We start from the raw sequence: 14,742 nt of genomic DNA on the forward strand, positions 1-14,742 counted from the left end.
TTGTGCGTGCTCGACAGGAGGGCCGCCAGATGAGCCGACGGCCCTCCTGCCCGTTCTGATTCGTCGTCAGGCGTTGGCCCGTCGCGAAGCGAATACCTCCCTGGCGACGAACGTCGCGTTGAGTGCGCGAGGGAAGCCGGCGTAGACCGAGCTGTGGAGCAGGGCTTCGACGATCTCCTCTTCTGTGAGGCCGACGTTCAGTGCGGCGCCCATGTGGACCCGCAGTTGCGGCTCGCAGCCACCCAGCGCGGTCAAGGCCCCGATAGTGACGAGCTGACGGCTGCGCGGGTCGAGCCCGGGCCGGTCGTAAATGTCACCGAAGGCGAAAGCCGCGACGTGGTGCCCCAGGGCGGGGCTGATGTCAGCGAGGGAATCGATAACGGCTTCGCCCTGGTGGCCGTCGATGCGCGAGAGGACGTCTTGGCCGTGCTGGCGGCGAGCAAGGTTCTCATCGGAGTTGATGTCGTGCTGGGGGTCGTCATGGCTGGGGGCCTTCCTGGTAGGCGGCGAGCTTGTACTCGGTCGCGGCGAGGGCGAGTTGGAGTTGGGTGATCTGGGAACGCAGGGTGTCGCGGTGCTCAAGGAGGAGGTCGAGTCGGTCTGGAATTGTGTCTGCGCCGGCGTTGACGAGGTCGATGTATCGACGCAGGTCGGCGATGGACATGCCTGATGCGCGCATCCGGGTCAGGAAAACGAGGCGCCGTACGGTCGGGGCGTCGAACCGGCGATGCCCCGCGTGGTCCCTAGGGATGACCACCAGGCCGATGCGCTCGTAGTAGCGCAGGGTGTGAGGGCTGACGCCTAAGTGCTCGGCGGCCGCAGCAATGCCCCAGTCCTCTTCGGAATCGGCTCGGGTGAGTTCTCTAAGCGCGTCGACGTTCACGCCACCGGGCGGATCAACGGCGAGTCGCAGGGCATCTGCCAGGGCCCGGTCATTCGTCATGACCTGCACGCTAGGGGTTCGAGCACGCTCAAAGACAAGCCGCGACGTCGATCAACGTGTCCGGTCAGTACACTTTGTTAATGGTCCATCTTCTAAATGGTTGGGCGGCTGGCTTTTTCAGGATCTCGGTGCTGGTTCTGGTCCACACGCACGGGTGGCAGCGATCGTTCCAGCCGGTGACGAAGGCCCGGATCCGCTTGTTCAGCTCGGGCACCGAAACGACGTCGGCCCGATGCAGGGCCTGGCGTTCGATGAGCCCGAACCACGCCTCATGTCGACGACGGACGAATACTGGGCAAATGCGATGTTGGCACATCAACCAAGTTCGACCACGAGGCCGAGTTCGGCGTGAAGCGCATCTGGAACCGAGGGTTCTCCGCCAGCCAGGCTCTTACCTCGGGGGCCTTGTGCGCGGCGTAGTTGTCCATCACCAGGTGCAGATTCCCTGGGGGTAGGCTCGGACAACCTGCTTGAGGAAGGCCAGGAACTCCTGGCGCTGGTGCCCAGGCTTGCACGCCGCGGTGACGTGGCTGGTGGCGATCTCCAGGGCCGCAAACAGGGTGGAGGTCCCGTGCCGGTTGTAGCCGTGGATGCGCGTCGCCGGCCGGGCTGCATCGGCGAACCTGGTGCCGTGCGCTCAAGGGCCTGGATGTGTTGGTTTTCGTCCAGGGATAACACCACCGCGTTCTCGGGTGGGGCCAGGTAGAAACCGACCACGTCGACGACCTTGGCCACCAGCTCGGGATCGGTGGAGAACTTGAAGATGCCCGCCCGCCACGGGGCCACCCCATACTCTTGCCGGATATTGGCCACGGTGTTGTGGTCGATACCCAACCGCCCCGCGAGCATGTGCGAGGGCCAGGGGCGACGCTGAACTTCTTCGGCGGCACTCTGAGCGTGGCGGTGACATTCGCGCGGTGGTCGATCCGCCGGGGCCGGCCCGACCGGTCGTGGTCGGCCAGCCCGGCGATATCGGCCTACCCGTAGCAGGCCCGCCAGGCAATCACCGTATTGCCGGTGGCCCCACCCTTTCGGCGATCTCGGTGTTGGAGACACCCTGGACGGTCAGCAGCACGATGTGCGCCCGCTGGGCCAGACCCCCCGCACAAAGGTGGGGTGCACCAACCGGGTCAGCTTTTCGCCGCCGCCATCCCCCATTGGCAGCGGGGCCGCAGGATGGTTTGCCATATCTCAGAATCCCACCCCCCAAGCGCTCAGGCAATTCGAAGATGGGCCGCCAACAAGCGAAGACTGTCAGAGTCTGGTGGATCGTTGATGGTTTATGTTAGTTTGATCCGCAACACCATGTTCGAAAATGTTCGGTCTGGATCGATTCACTTTACAGGGCAAGGAGACTCGCATGGAGCTCTCAAGACGCACCGTTCTTAGGGGAGGTCTCGGTGTGGGCGCCAGCCTGGCGCTCGGCGCCTGCGGCCGCACCTCACCCGACGCTGCGGCCGGCGAGCCTGTACGCCTGACCTACTGGTCTTGGCTGAAGGGTCTCGACAAGGTCACCGATATCTGGAACGCCAAGAATCCTCACGTCCAGGTGGAGACCGTGTGGATCAAGAGCGGCAACCAGGGCGGCTACCAAAAGCTGTTTTCCGCGCTTGCCTCCGGCGGCGGTCCCGACCTCGCACATGTCGAGCTCCGGCAGGCATCGGCCTTCATGATGGTGGACGGCCTAGTCGATATGACCCAGTACGGCGCCGACGCCGTGACCGATCGATTCGAGGCTTCAGTTCTCAACCAAGTGACGTTCAACGGCGGCGTGTACGGGCTGCCGCAGGACTCCGGGCCCACCGCGTTTTTCTACCGGACCGACGTCATGGAGGCAATCGGCGCCGAGCCGCCCGCGACGTGGGAAGACTGGGCGGCCGTGGCCCGCGAGTACCGCGCCGCCGACCGATACCTAGAGTGCTTCCCCATCGCGGACGGTGGCTACTTCTGTGCCTACGCCATGCAGGCCGGTGCCAACTGGTTCCAAATCGATGGCGACTCGTGGGTCATCGACATGACAGACGACGCGACGCTTGAAGTCGCCGCTTTCTTCGACCGGGCCATTGACGAGAACCTCGTCAACGTCTCGATCAGCCCGTTCTCCCCCGGCTGGTTCGCCGCAGCCGGGACCGGACAGCTCGGGGCCATCACCTCCGCGTCCTGGGCCGACGAGCTCATCAAGGGCGTCGGCGGCACGGAGGGATTGTGGCGAGTAGCCCCGATGCCCCGCTGGACCGGCGGTTTCGGCTCCGCGCAGCTGGGCGGCTCGACGGTTGCGACGATGTCGAGCTCCCGGCATCCGCAGGAGGCGACCGACTTCGCCATGTGGATGACCACTGACCCGGAGGCGATCGACGCCCAGATCCTCCACTGCGGCATCGGCTGGTCGCCCGTCTCTGACTACATCGGCACCCCGAGGCTTCAGCAGTCGGAGTTCTTCGGTGGACAGAACTACAACACCGAGGTCTTCGTGCCGGCGGCCCAGCAGCAGAACCCGAACTGGAGCTGGGCCCCCACGGCCCAGCAGGTCTTCAACGTCCTGTCCGACGGGTTCCGGTCAAAGCTCACCGACGGCGTGCCGCTGGTCGACTCCTGCCGCGCCGCGCAGGACGCGGCCGTGCGGATGCTCAAGAACAAAGGTCTGAATGTGAGGACGGCATGAACACACAACGTCGGGCACCGTGGATCCTCATCGGCCCCTTCCTGCTCCTCTTCCTCCTGACGTTCGTCGCACCCATCGCCTACGCGGTGGTCCAGAGCTTCACGAGGGTGGATCGCGCAGGGCTCTTCGGCGAGCAGGGCACGAGCACCGTCTTCGCCGGTCTGTCCAACTACGTCCAGGCTTTCGCGGGCACCGAATTCCTCGCATCGATCGGTCGGATGCTCCTCTTCGGTGTCGTACAGGTGACGATGATGATCCTCGCGGCGACCGTGCTGGCCTTGCTGCTGGAGTCCACCTCGGCGCGGTGGCCCCAGTTCTTCCGGGCGGCGTACTTCATGCCCTACGGCGTGCCCGGGGTGATCGCGTCAGTACTCTGGTCCTTCCTCTACGTTCCGGGTCTCAGCCCGTTCATTGACGTCGCCGCCCTCGTCGGCATCGAACTCGACTTCCTCGGGCCGAACGTCGTCCTGTGGTCCATCGCGAACATCGTCACCTGGGCCTACACGGGTTATAACATGCTCATCATCATCGCCCAGCTCAAGGCCATCCCCGATGAGATCTATGAGGCCGCGCGCGTCGACGGCGCGGGCCCGTGGCGCATCGCCCGGGCGATCCAGGTTCCCCTCATTCGACCGGCGCTGATGCTGACCACCATCTTCTCCATCATCGGCACCCTCCAGCTCTTCGCCGAACCGCAGATCCTACAGACCGTTTCTCCGGCGGTCGGCAGCGAGTACACCCCCAACCTCGCCGCCTACAACTCGGCCTTCAACTACAACGACTACAACGTCGCCGCCGCCCAGGCCGTGACGATCGCGGTCGCAGCGTTCGTGCTGTCCTATGCCTTCCTGTACTTCAGCAACCGTAGGAGCAATGATGACTGACCTCTCGGCCACTACCACTGGCACACCGGTCACCGGCCGCGACCGGGCCAACGTCTCCGGCGCCCCTCGCGCCAGGCGCCGCGGGGCAGGCCGCGGCGCCGCCTCGACCATCGTCGTCACCGGCCTTCTCACGGTCGTCGCCCTCTATTTCCTCGTGCCCGTCTACTGGGTCGTGGTCGCGGCGACGAAGAGCACCGAGGATCTCTTCGCCACGCACGGATTCCTGCTCGCGCCGACCTTCAACCTGTGGGGAAACCTCACCCAGGTTCTCACCTACGACGGTGGGATCTTCGTGCGGTGGTTCACCAATAGCCTGCTCTATGCAGGAGTCGGCGGACTCATCGCCACCTACTTCGCAGCCGCCGGCGGCTACGCCCTGGCGAAGTACCGCTTCCGCGGACGCGAGGCGATCTTCGGACTCATCCTCGGCGGGGTTCTCGTGCCCGGCACCGCGACGGCCTTGCCGCTGTTCCTGCTCTTCAGCGAGCTCGGCCTCGCCAACACGTACTGGAGCGTCCTGCTGCCCTCCCTCGTCTCGCCGTTCGGCATCTTCCTGTGCCGGATCTTCGCCCAATCCACCGTTCCGGACTCGCTCATGGAGGCGGCCCGGCTCGACGGGGCAGGAGAGATGCGCATCTTCCACACCATCGGCCTGCGGACCATGGTCCCGGCCATGGTCACGGTGTTTCTCTTCCAGCTCGTCGGCATCTGGAACAACTACTTCCTGCCCCTGGTGATGCTCTCCGACGACGAGCTTTACCCGATCACCCTCGGCCTGAGCAACTGGAACAGCCAGACTCAGCGACTCCCGGAGTTCTACGAGCTCACCACCGGCGGGGTGCTGCTCTCGATCATCCCGCTGCTCGTCGCGATGATCGTCCTCCAGCGCTTCTGGCGCGGCGGCATGACGGCCGGCGCCGTCAAGGAGTAGTGAATCCGTCCCCCGTCGTCGCCCATCCCAGAACGCACGCGCGCCCACCGCCCTGAGAAGGAACAGAGACCCATGCCTGCCCCGACCTACCTCACCGACCACTCCCCGGGCCACGGCGCGCTCTCTCCGCGCTCCCGGCTCGACTCGGACGCCCCCGTGCTCGACCTCACCGGAACATGGCGCTTCCGGCTCTCGCCCGTCGCCGACCCGGGAACTGAGCCTTGGGAGGGCGACGACGCCGCCTGGGACACTATCGCGGTACCCGGCCACTGGGTCCTCCAGGGCGACGGCGGGTACGGCCACCCGATCTACACCAACGTCAACTACCCCTTCCCCATCGACCCACCGTTCGTGCCCGACGAGAACCCGACCGGAGACTACCGGCGCACCTTTACGCTCCCGGGCGACGGCGCCTGGTCGGGCGCTGAACGGATCCTGCTGCGCCTGGACGGGGTGGAGTCGGCGTACCGACTGTGGGTCAACGGCACAGAGGTCGGCGTGGGCAAGGGCAGCCGTCTCGTCCACGAGTTCGACATCACCGCTCATCTACAACCGGGCGAGAACCAGCTCGCCGTCCGGGTCCACCAGTGGTCCGACGCCTCCTACCTGGAGGACCAGGACCAGTGGTGGTTGCCCGGGATCTTTCGCGACGTCATGCTCCTCGCCCGCCCCGCCGGGGGGATCGACGATGTCTGGGTGCGTGCCGACTACGATCATGTGACGGGCCACGGCGCGTTGGACCTTGAGCTCGCCGCCGCACCCGAGGCGTTCCCTGTCGCTGTCACCGTCCCCGACCTCGGGATTGAGCACCGGTGGGACGGCCCGGTCGACGTCGCCCCGATCCCCGTCGGTGACGTGGAGCCCTGGAGCGCCGAGGTACCCCGCCGCTACGAAGTCGTCCTCGCCGCCCGCGGGGAGACGGTCACCGTACGCACCGGCTTCCGGACTGTGCGCATCGTCGGCGACCAGTTCCTGGTCAACGGCCGCCAGGTGATCTTTCGCGGCGTCAACCGCCACGAGATTGAGGCCACGAGGGGTCGGGTCTTCGACCCGGAGCACGCCCGGGCCGACCTGGAGTTGATGAAGCGGTACAACGTCAACGCGATCCGCACGAGCCACTACCCGCCGCACCCGGGCGTGCTCGATCTCGCCGACGAGCTCGGCTTCTGGGTGATGGACGAGTGTGACCTCGAGACCCACGGCTTCGAGGAGGTCGGCTGGCGGGAGAACCCCAGCGACGACCCTCGCTGGCGCCACGCCTACCTCGACCGGATCGCCCGCACCGTCGAGCGGGACAAGAATCACCCCAGCATCGTCATGTGGTCGCTGGGGAACGAGGCCGGCACCGGGCAGAACCTCGCCGCCATGTCTGCCTGGGTGCACCGCCGCGACCCGGGCCGCCCCGTGCACTACGAGGGCGACCACACCGGGGAGTACACCGACGTCTACTCGCGCATGTACCCCGCCCTGGAAGAGATCGACGCCATCGGTGGGGAGCACGGGCGGCTCATGGCGTGCAGTCCCGCGCAGGGGGCGCGGCTGCGACGTCGTCCCTTCGTCATGTGCGAGTACATCCACGCCATGGGCAACGGGCCGGGCGCGATCGCTGAGTACGACGAGCGCATCCGCGCCTACCCCCGCGTCCACGGCGGATTCGTGTGGGAGTGGCGCGACCACGGCCTGCTGACCACCACCGGGAACGGCACCCCGTTCTACGCCTACGGCGGCGACTTCGGGGAGGTCATCCACGACGGCAACTTCATCACCGACGGGATGATCCTCTCCGACGGCACGCCCTCCCCCGGTCTGGCCGAGTACGCCGCCGTCGTCGCCCCCGTCCGTCTCACGCTGACGGGCGACGCGGACGCCGTCCTCGTGACGAACGACCGGCACACTGCAGACACCACCGACCTCGCCTTCCGGTGGGCGGTCGAGGTCGACGGCGAGACAATGGCCTCAGACAACCTCGACGTCCCGCCGGTATCAGCGGGCTCCACCGCGCACATCGTCCTGCCCGGCCCGGCCAGGACGGCACTTTCCCGGGTGGGCGGCCAGGGAAGCGAGGTCTGGCTGCGGCTCGTCGCAGCGCTGGCCCGCCCCGCGGCGTGGGGGCCGGCCGGACACGTGATCAGTGCTTGTCAGGTCGATCTCACCGATTCCCGGTTCACGTGGCGTTCGCCCCGCCCGGCGGCACCGCCCGCCACGGGCAGCACCGCACCCCGGCAGGCCGGCGGGGAGATCACTCTCGGCCCAGCCCGCTTCGACGCGCGCACCGGGCGGCTCACCCGGCTCGGCGGGATGGCGGTCGACGGGCCGACGCCCGAGCTGTGGCGGGCGCCGACCGACAACGACCGCGGCTCGGGTCAGGGCAGCCTCGAGGAGGCCTCGCCCGAGGAGACCGGCGGCCTCGGCGTGCCCGGACCGTCCTCCGCCGAGCGCTGGACGCGGCGCGGTTTGGATCGGCTGGTCCACCGAACCCACGAGGTCCAGGTCCTCGACGACCGACTCATCGTGCGCATCCGCAGCGGCGCCGCCGCAACATCCATGGGCATCGAGACGAACCTGACGTACCTGGCGGACGGCGACGTGCTCGTCATGCGTGTCGACATCGCCCCGCGTGGACCCTGGGAAGGGACCTGGCCCCGGGTCGGCGTGCGACTGGGCCTGCCCGGGACCCTCGACCACGCCCGGTGGTTCGGCCCTGGGCCCGAGGAGTCCTACGCCGACGTGGCCGTGGCGGCACTCGTCGCCGTGCACGAGCGCACCATCGACAAGCTCGCAGTGCGCTACGCCCGGCCGCAGGAGACGGGACACCGCCCCCACGTACGCTGGTTGCACCTGTCCGGCGGCGAGGGGCCCAACCTTGAGCTGCAGTCCTTTAACCAACTCGGCGGCGGGCAGGTCGGACGCCCTGGGTTCACAGCCTCCCGGCACACCGCCCAGGAACTGGCAGCCGCCGCCCACCCGCACGAGCTGCCCCTGAGCGAACGCGTCCACCTCTACCTCGACGCCGCCCAGCACGGCATCGGCTCGCGGGCCTGCGGACCGGACGTGCTCCCACAGCACCAGCTGTGGCCCGCGACGCACTCCTTCGTCGTCGGACTGCGTGTGCGATAGGCAACTTACTCCGACTCGAGCAGGAGGAGACCGGAATGCGTGGTCTCGTCTCTGTCAGCACAGGGCAGGTGGGATGCCCGGCGAATCGGCCGAGTAGGACGGAAGCACACCGTGTGCACACGCGGCATGGATCACGTTGCGGTTGCTGGGTCAGGATCCACGCCCCGCAGCCTTCAAGCGCGGCGAGGATCCCACTCGGCACCTATTCTGTCTTCGGTCGGACCAGGACACTAGAAAGCCTCCAGCGCCCAGGACAGTGAGTGCTCAACCCCGGGGTCGAGGACGACCAAGTCTTCGCCGGAGTTGAAAGCGTCTGGCGGGCAGTCCATCGGTTCGACAGCCAAACCGCCACGTGGGTTGTCCCGGAGGTGGTCCCCGGTGTAGATCTGCACCCACTTGGCGCGAGGGTCCCAACTGAGCAGTGCTCCGTGACCGTCGCACGCCGTGAGGCGGGCGATACATCTTCCGCGCGACGAGACGGCCACGCCAGTAAAGGCATTGTCGATGGGCATCTGTTCGATGCCGCGCCCGGAGCGGAAGTCGAAAGGCCCTTCGGCGGTGGGGGTAAGCGCCGTCGGGAGCATACGCTGAGGAGAGACGCTCAAGTAATGATCCGCTTCCAGTTCGAGCGTCCAATCATTGACGCACCCAGACCCAGCCACCAGGTATGGGTGTGGACAAGAACCATATGGTGCTGCCGTCTGCCCCTCATTAACGCCGCGAATCTCGGCGTGCAAGCCGTCCCGACTTACCATGTATCGGGCTTCCACCCGTACGGAGAAGGGATATCCTGCGTCCGAGCCCAGTCGCAAAGCGACTACAACTTCATTGTTACTGTTGGACATGACCTCCCAGTCACGGAAGACCCCGAGTCCGTGCAACGCTGTCGCTTTTTCGGGCTCATTGACAGGAACCTGATAATGCCGACCGCCGAACCGGTACTGGCCGTCAGCCAATCTGTTCGGCCAGGGGGCACACACGACGCCTCTGTAGTCTACATTGGCGACGCCCGGAGTATGGGCGACTATGAGAGGTCTGCCTTCGTACTCGAGCGAACAAAGCGTAGCTGAAAAGGTGTCGACAACCGCCGTGTAGCCGCCAGCAACCAGCATGAACGATGTCATGAGTCTCTCCTAGAATCTGTTAGGCACCGCTAATAGCATTGAATGAGAAGCCAAAGGAGCTACATGTCTAGCCGCATCGTTCGACTTAATGAGGAAAAAGCTGAAACGTCAACGTTCAGACTGGTTCCTGAGAAGAATAATGTCTGAGCATTCCCGCCATTAACCGCAAAAATGAGGGACAATTTTCCACCGCAGGCACCGCCGATGCCTGCACGGCTGCCCAGGGATTCAACCGGATGGCCAGGTTTCTTCAGGCCTCCAACCATTACGATGACGCGCAGAGTAAACGCGGAGAGGATCATCAATGCAGCCGTTGACCTGATGAGGTCTGGCAACGCGCCAACGGGCAGAAGTGCAGATCGGTCCTGTGGGAGGTGCAGGACGGTGGCTTCGCAGAGTTCGGACTGTCATAGGCAATGTGGGCGATCTACCGGTGCGCGGCGCGGGCGCCGGCGACCATGTTCTCGAGCGTGTGGCGCATCCTCCAGTCGAGGTCGCGGGCGGCCAGTGTTCCGTCGGCGACGATCCGGGCCGGGTCGCCGGGGCGGCGGTCGCACAACTCGGGCGTGAAGTCGATGCCGGTGATGCGGGCGGTGGTCTCCATGATCTCCCGCACGGAGACACCCGTCCCGGAGCCGAGGTTGTAGACCGGCTCCAGGGTGCGGCCGACTCGAGAGCCCGGCCCGCGGCCACGTGTGCTGCGGCGAGATCGCCGACGTGGACGTAGTTGCGGACGCAGGTGCCGTCTGGGGTGTCGTAGTCCGTGGCGAAGATCTTCGGTCGGCGGCCCTCGGCCAGTGCGGTCAGGACGAGGGGGAAGAGGTTGTGGGGACTGGTGTCGTGGAGCTCCAGCGTCCCGGAACTGACTACGTTGAAGTACCGCAGCGAGGTGTGACGCAACCCCCGGGCCCGTCTCTGGTCACGGATCAGCCACTCCCCGATGAGCTTGCTCTCCCCGCAGGGCGACTCCGGGAGAGTGGGAGTGCCCTCCGTGACGAGGCCGGCCCGGGGCCTGCCGTACACGGCGGCCGACGAGGAGAAGACCATGTTCCGCACCCCGACCCTCTCCATGGCGGTGAGCAGGTGAGCGGTCCCCGTGACGTTCTGCTCGTAGATCAGCAACGGGTTCCTGACGGACTCCCCGGCATACTTGTACCCGGCCAGGTGCACGACACCGCTGACGTCGTGGTCGCGAAGCGCTTGCGTCACGGTGCCGGTGTCCAGGACGTCGGCGTGGACGAACGGGATCGGGCCGGGCACGAACGCGCGGTGGCCGCTGACGAGCGAGTCGAGGGCCACGACGGCGATGCCGGCGTCGTCGAACGCCCTGAGGACGTGGGACCCGATGTACCGGCGCCGCCGGTCACCAACCAGATCACAGCCGCTGCGCGCCGTCCGCCGGGAGGACCGTGAAGATGTCGGGGGTCTTCAGGCTGCCGAAGCCGCGCAGGACGGCGTTGCGGACCTGCTCCTCCCGGTCCGCGGGGACGAGGGCGATGGCGGAGCCGCCGAAGCCTCCCCCGGTCATCCGGGCCCCGAGTGCTCCGGCGGCCAGGGCCGTGTCGACGGCGAGGTTCAGCTCGGGGCAGGAGACCTCGTAGTCCTCGCGCAGGGAGGCGTGGGAGGCCGTGAGCAGGCCCCCGACCCCGGCCACGTCGCCGTCGCGCAGGAGCTGTACCGCCTGCAGGACCCGGCGGTTCTCGGAGAGCACGTGCCGCACCCGACGGGCCACTTCCTGGTCCAGGGCGGCCAGGTCGGCGTCGGCGGGGATGTCGCGCAGGGAGGCCACCCCGAGGGCGGCGGCGGCGCGCTCACAGGCGGTACGGCGGGCGGCGTAGCCGCCATCGGCGTGGGAGTGGGCGACCTTCGTGTCGATCACCAGGACTCGCAGCCCGTGCTCGGCCACCGGCAGGGGCACGAGCTCGGACTCCAGGGAGCGGCAGTCCAGGAACAGGGCGGAGCCGGCCCGGCCCATCAGCGAGGCCGACTGGTCCATGATCCCGGTGGGCGCGCCGACGAACTCGTTCTCGGCCCGCTGGGTCAGCCGCGCCATGGCCGGGGCGTCGAGGCCCAGGCCCAGCAGGTCGTTGAGCGCCACGATCGTGGCGACCTCCACCGCGTGGGAGGAGGACAGCCCCGCCCCGACCGGCACGGTGGAGTCCAGCAGCAGCTCGAAGCCGGGGACTTCCACCCCGTCCAGGGTGCCCAGGGCGTGCACCACCCCGGCGGGGTAGGCGCCCCAGTCACCGACGGCGCCTGGTGTGAGCCCGGGGACCGTGAACCGTGCGCGGGAGAGCCGCTCCCCCTCGGGGGCGTAGGTGGAGGCCAACTCCACCGTCTCGTGATCAGGCTCCGCGGCCCGGCGCAGCCGCACGGCGACCATCGCCGTGCGGTCGATGGCGAAGGGGAGCACGAACCCGTCGTTGTAGTCGGTGTGCTCCCCGATGAGGTTCACCCTCCCGGGGGCCCGCCACACCCCGTCCGGGGCGTGGCCGTACACCTCGGTGAAGCGGCGGGCGTGCTCCTCGGCCCGGATGTGTTCGTGGTGATCGATCTGCTCATCGGTCATCGTGCGGTCCCCCTCAGGCGTGCGGCGGTCTGTTCGGCGGTGACGTCGTTGATGAACGCGCCCATGGCGGCCTCGGAACCGGCGAGGAACTTCAGTTTGTCCTCGGCCCGGCGCGGGCTGGTCAGCTGCAGGTGCAGCCACCCGGCCTCGCGGTCGGCCGCGTTCACGGGGGTCTGGTGCCAGGCGGCGATGTAGGGGGTCGGCGTGTCGTAGAGCCGGTCCACCCGTTGCACCAGATCGCGGTAGAGGACCGTCAGCTCATCGCGCTCGGCCCCGGTGAGGGCAGCCAGGTCCGGGACCTGGCGGTGCGGGACCAGATGGATCTCCAGGGGCCAGCGCGCGGCGTAGGGGACGTAGGCGGAGAAGTGCTCGCCCTCGATCACCATGCGGTCCCCCGCCGCGGCCTCGTCGGCGAGGATCTCGCCCATCAGGGCCCGGCCCGTGGCGGCCAGGTGCGCGCGGGAGCGGGCGGCCAGCCGGGCGGCATGCGGAGCCGGATAGGGATAGGCGTAGATCTGCCCGTGCGGGTGGTGCAGGGTCACCCCGATCTGCTCCCCACGGTTCTCGAAGGGGAAGACCTGGCGGATCCCGACCATTGCCGAGAGCGCCTCGGTGCGCTGGGCCCAGGCCTCCACCACGGTGCGCGCCCGTTCGAAGGGCAGGGACGCGAAGGAGCCCTGGTGCTCGGGTGTGAAAACCACCACCTCGCACCGCCCCACGGCCGGGGACGGGACACCCCACAGGGACCGCTCCCCCGCGTCCTGCGGGTCCGGCAGCACCCCCAGCTGCGGACCCAGGGAGGGGAAGCGGTTCTCGAAGACGACGACGTCGAAGTCCTCGGTGGGGATCTCGGATTCCCGCCCGCCCGTGCTCGGGCACAGCGGGCACTGGTCGACCGGGGGCAGGTAGGTGCGGGTCTGGCGGTGGGCGGCCACGGCCACCCACTCCCCGGTCAGGCGGTCGAAGCGCACCTCGCCGTGCCCGGAGCGGGCATCCAGGGGCCGGCGGTCGGTAACCTGCTCCACCGGCGGGGTGCCGCGGTCGGAGAAGAATACGGCCTCCCGGCCGTCGGCGAGGTGGTGGGTGCGGTGCGCGATCAGCGGTGCGGTGGCGCGCTCGGCGGGGGCGGGAGAGGTCATCGGACGGGCTCCAGTCGCAGATCGGGAACGTATTGGCTCAGGATTTCGCGGGCCGCGGGATCGACACCGTCGTCCATCACGACGGTGTCGACCCCGTCCAGGTCGGCGATGCGGTAGAGGCCGACCAGGCCCCACTTGGTGGAGTCGGCCAGCACCACGCTGCGGTCGCAGCGCTGCAGGAAGAGGCGGTTGATCTCGGCCTCCATCATGTTGGGGGTGGTCAGACCCTCCCGCTCGCTGATCCCGTGGACGCCCATGAAGCACACGTCCACATGCATCGTGAGCAGTGCGGTCGTGGCCAGCGGACCCACCAGCGCGTCGGAGGGGGTCCGTACGCCGCCCAGCAGCACCACGGTCTGCCCCGTGGCCGGCGCGTCCTGGAGCGCATCGGCGATACGCGGAGAGTTGGTCACCACCGTGATCTCGGGAATCCGGCGCAGGGCACGGGCCAGGGCGTAGGTCGTGGTCCCCGAGTTCAGCGAGACTGACATCCCCGGCTCCACCATCGACTCCGCGGCCGCCGCGATCGCCGCCTTCTCTGGCAGCTGCAGCTCGGACTTGTGCATAAAGCCGGGCTCGACGGCGGAGGACCCCGCGGGCAGCTTGGCCCCGCCGTGGACCTTCTGCAGTTCGCCGTCACGGGCCAGCCGGTCCAGGTCGCGGCGCACCGTCATGTCGGACACGCTCAGTTCGGCGGCTAGGTCGGCCACCCGCACGGCACCGGCCGCACGCACCCGGTCGAGGATCTTCCGCCGTCGGCGGTCGGGAAGCATCTCGGACATGAGTCCTCCTGGATCGGGGACGGCGCGGAGAGGCGCGTCGTGGTGGCAAACCCCACCATTCAAACAATTTTGTGTTTATTTTAACATACTTGATGTTCGTCCATGTTGCTTCTAATATGGCGTGAACCACACAAGAACAATCTGTCCGGAGCCGACGTGACCGTTGCGACCCTGAAGCCAACGACCGTTTCCGACCCGACCGGGCCGTTTCGGTTGCACCTAGTCAGGGAGAACGTGTCTGCCCTCGGCCAACTCTCGAAAAGTCAGGTGCCCTCCATGGTGCACCGGGGAACGTCGCTCGGCGGTCCCGACGGCTTGACCGTCGAGTTCGCCGAGACCACCCACGCCCACTCCACGGCCAGCGACCAGGAAGTGCCGGTGCGTGCCGACGCGTTTGGGTCGCTGCCCAGTAACCGGACGGACGCTCCAAGCTTGGTTAGCAATCGGGATGGAGCAAGTACGGACACCGCTCTTCCGCGTCCCGGAGGCCCGCCTTGAGCCGATGAACCATTGAGATGCCGTCACCAACGGTGCACAGGTGAGCGGTGGGCCGGACCTGCTAGTTCCGGTGTTCGAAGATATCTGGGCCAA

General features: G+C 67.5%; 10 protein-coding genes and 1 pseudogene. 4 read left to right on the plus strand and 7 right to left on the minus strand.

What is annotated here, in order from left to right; genetic code table 11:
• Positions 1 to 66: 66 nt before the first annotated feature.
• Together IE157_RS07825 and IE157_RS07830 are read right to left on the minus strand one after the other, a co-directional pair.
• A complete protein-coding gene (locus IE157_RS07825; RefSeq protein WP_156523385.1) occupies positions 67 to 582 on the minus strand; it encodes a carboxymuconolactone decarboxylase family protein in 516 nt (171 codons plus the stop codon).
• On the minus strand, positions 479 to 943 hold the full coding sequence (locus IE157_RS07830; RefSeq protein ID WP_064845984.1) for a MerR family transcriptional regulator: 465 nt from the start codon (positions 941 to 943) through the stop codon (positions 479 to 481). The genes IE157_RS07825 and IE157_RS07830 overlap by 104 nt, the downstream gene beginning before the upstream one ends.
• A 1,360-nt stretch (positions 944 to 2,303) precedes the next feature.
• On the opposite strand from IE157_RS07830, the gene IE157_RS07840 reads away from it, so the two are divergent.
• The 4 genes from IE157_RS07840 to IE157_RS07855 all read left to right on the plus strand — a co-directional run bounded on the left by IE157_RS07840 (position 2,304) and on the right by IE157_RS07855 (position 8,537).
• The gene (locus IE157_RS07840) at positions 2,304 to 3,605 is read left to right on the plus strand and encodes an ABC transporter substrate-binding protein (RefSeq protein WP_039102269.1); all 1,302 of its coding nucleotides are present in this window, start codon (positions 2,304 to 2,306) and stop codon (positions 3,603 to 3,605) included.
• Complete coding sequence (locus IE157_RS07845; protein WP_064845930.1) at positions 3,602 to 4,489, plus strand: carbohydrate ABC transporter permease; 888 nt, start codon at positions 3,602 to 3,604, stop codon at positions 4,487 to 4,489. Before IE157_RS07840 ends, IE157_RS07845 begins: the two co-directional genes overlap by 4 nt.
• The gene (locus IE157_RS07850) at positions 4,482 to 5,420 is read left to right on the plus strand and encodes a carbohydrate ABC transporter permease (RefSeq protein WP_064845931.1); all 939 of its coding nucleotides are present in this window, start codon (positions 4,482 to 4,484) and stop codon (positions 5,418 to 5,420) included. The genes IE157_RS07845 and IE157_RS07850 overlap by 8 nt, the downstream gene beginning before the upstream one ends.
• Before the next feature lie 72 nt (positions 5,421 to 5,492).
• Positions 5,493 to 8,537, plus strand: coding sequence for a glycoside hydrolase family 2 TIM barrel-domain containing protein (locus IE157_RS07855; protein ID WP_193519662.1), 3,045 nt, complete (start codon positions 5,493 to 5,495; stop codon positions 8,535 to 8,537).
• A gap of 230 nt (positions 8,538 to 8,767) precedes the next feature.
• Here IE157_RS07855 and IE157_RS07860 read toward each other — a convergent pair whose 3' ends face one another.
• The 5 genes and pseudogenes from IE157_RS07860 to IE157_RS07880 all read right to left on the minus strand — a co-directional run bounded on the left by IE157_RS07860 (position 8,768) and on the right by IE157_RS07880 (position 14,151).
• Entirely contained in the window at positions 8,768 to 9,661 is an 894-nt protein-coding gene (locus IE157_RS07860) for an aldose 1-epimerase family protein (RefSeq protein ID WP_193519663.1), read from the minus strand.
• 427 nt (positions 9,662 to 10,088) lie between these two features.
• Positions 10,089 to 11,040: pseudogene (galE, locus tag IE157_RS07865) on the minus strand (UDP-glucose 4-epimerase GalE).
• Positions 11,037 to 12,230 (minus strand): galactokinase, encoded by a 1,194-nt coding sequence (gene galK, locus IE157_RS07870; protein ID WP_039102264.1) that lies wholly within the window; start codon positions 12,228 to 12,230, stop codon positions 11,037 to 11,039. The pseudogene galE and the gene galK overlap by 4 nt, the downstream one beginning before the upstream one ends.
• Positions 12,227 to 13,369, minus strand: coding sequence for a galactose-1-phosphate uridylyltransferase (galT, locus tag IE157_RS07875; RefSeq protein ID WP_064845934.1), 1,143 nt, complete (start codon positions 13,367 to 13,369; stop codon positions 12,227 to 12,229). The genes galK and galT overlap by 4 nt, the downstream gene beginning before the upstream one ends.
• Complete coding sequence (locus IE157_RS07880; protein WP_052239393.1) at positions 13,366 to 14,151, minus strand: DeoR/GlpR family DNA-binding transcription regulator; 786 nt, start codon at positions 14,149 to 14,151, stop codon at positions 13,366 to 13,368. Before IE157_RS07880 ends, galT begins: the two co-directional genes overlap by 4 nt.
• Between the last annotated feature and the right edge of the window lie 591 nt (positions 14,152 to 14,742).

It is taken from the genome of Kocuria marina (genome assembly GCA_014652975.1).
Lineage (GTDB): Bacteria > Actinomycetota > Actinomycetes > Actinomycetales > Micrococcaceae > Kocuria > Kocuria marina.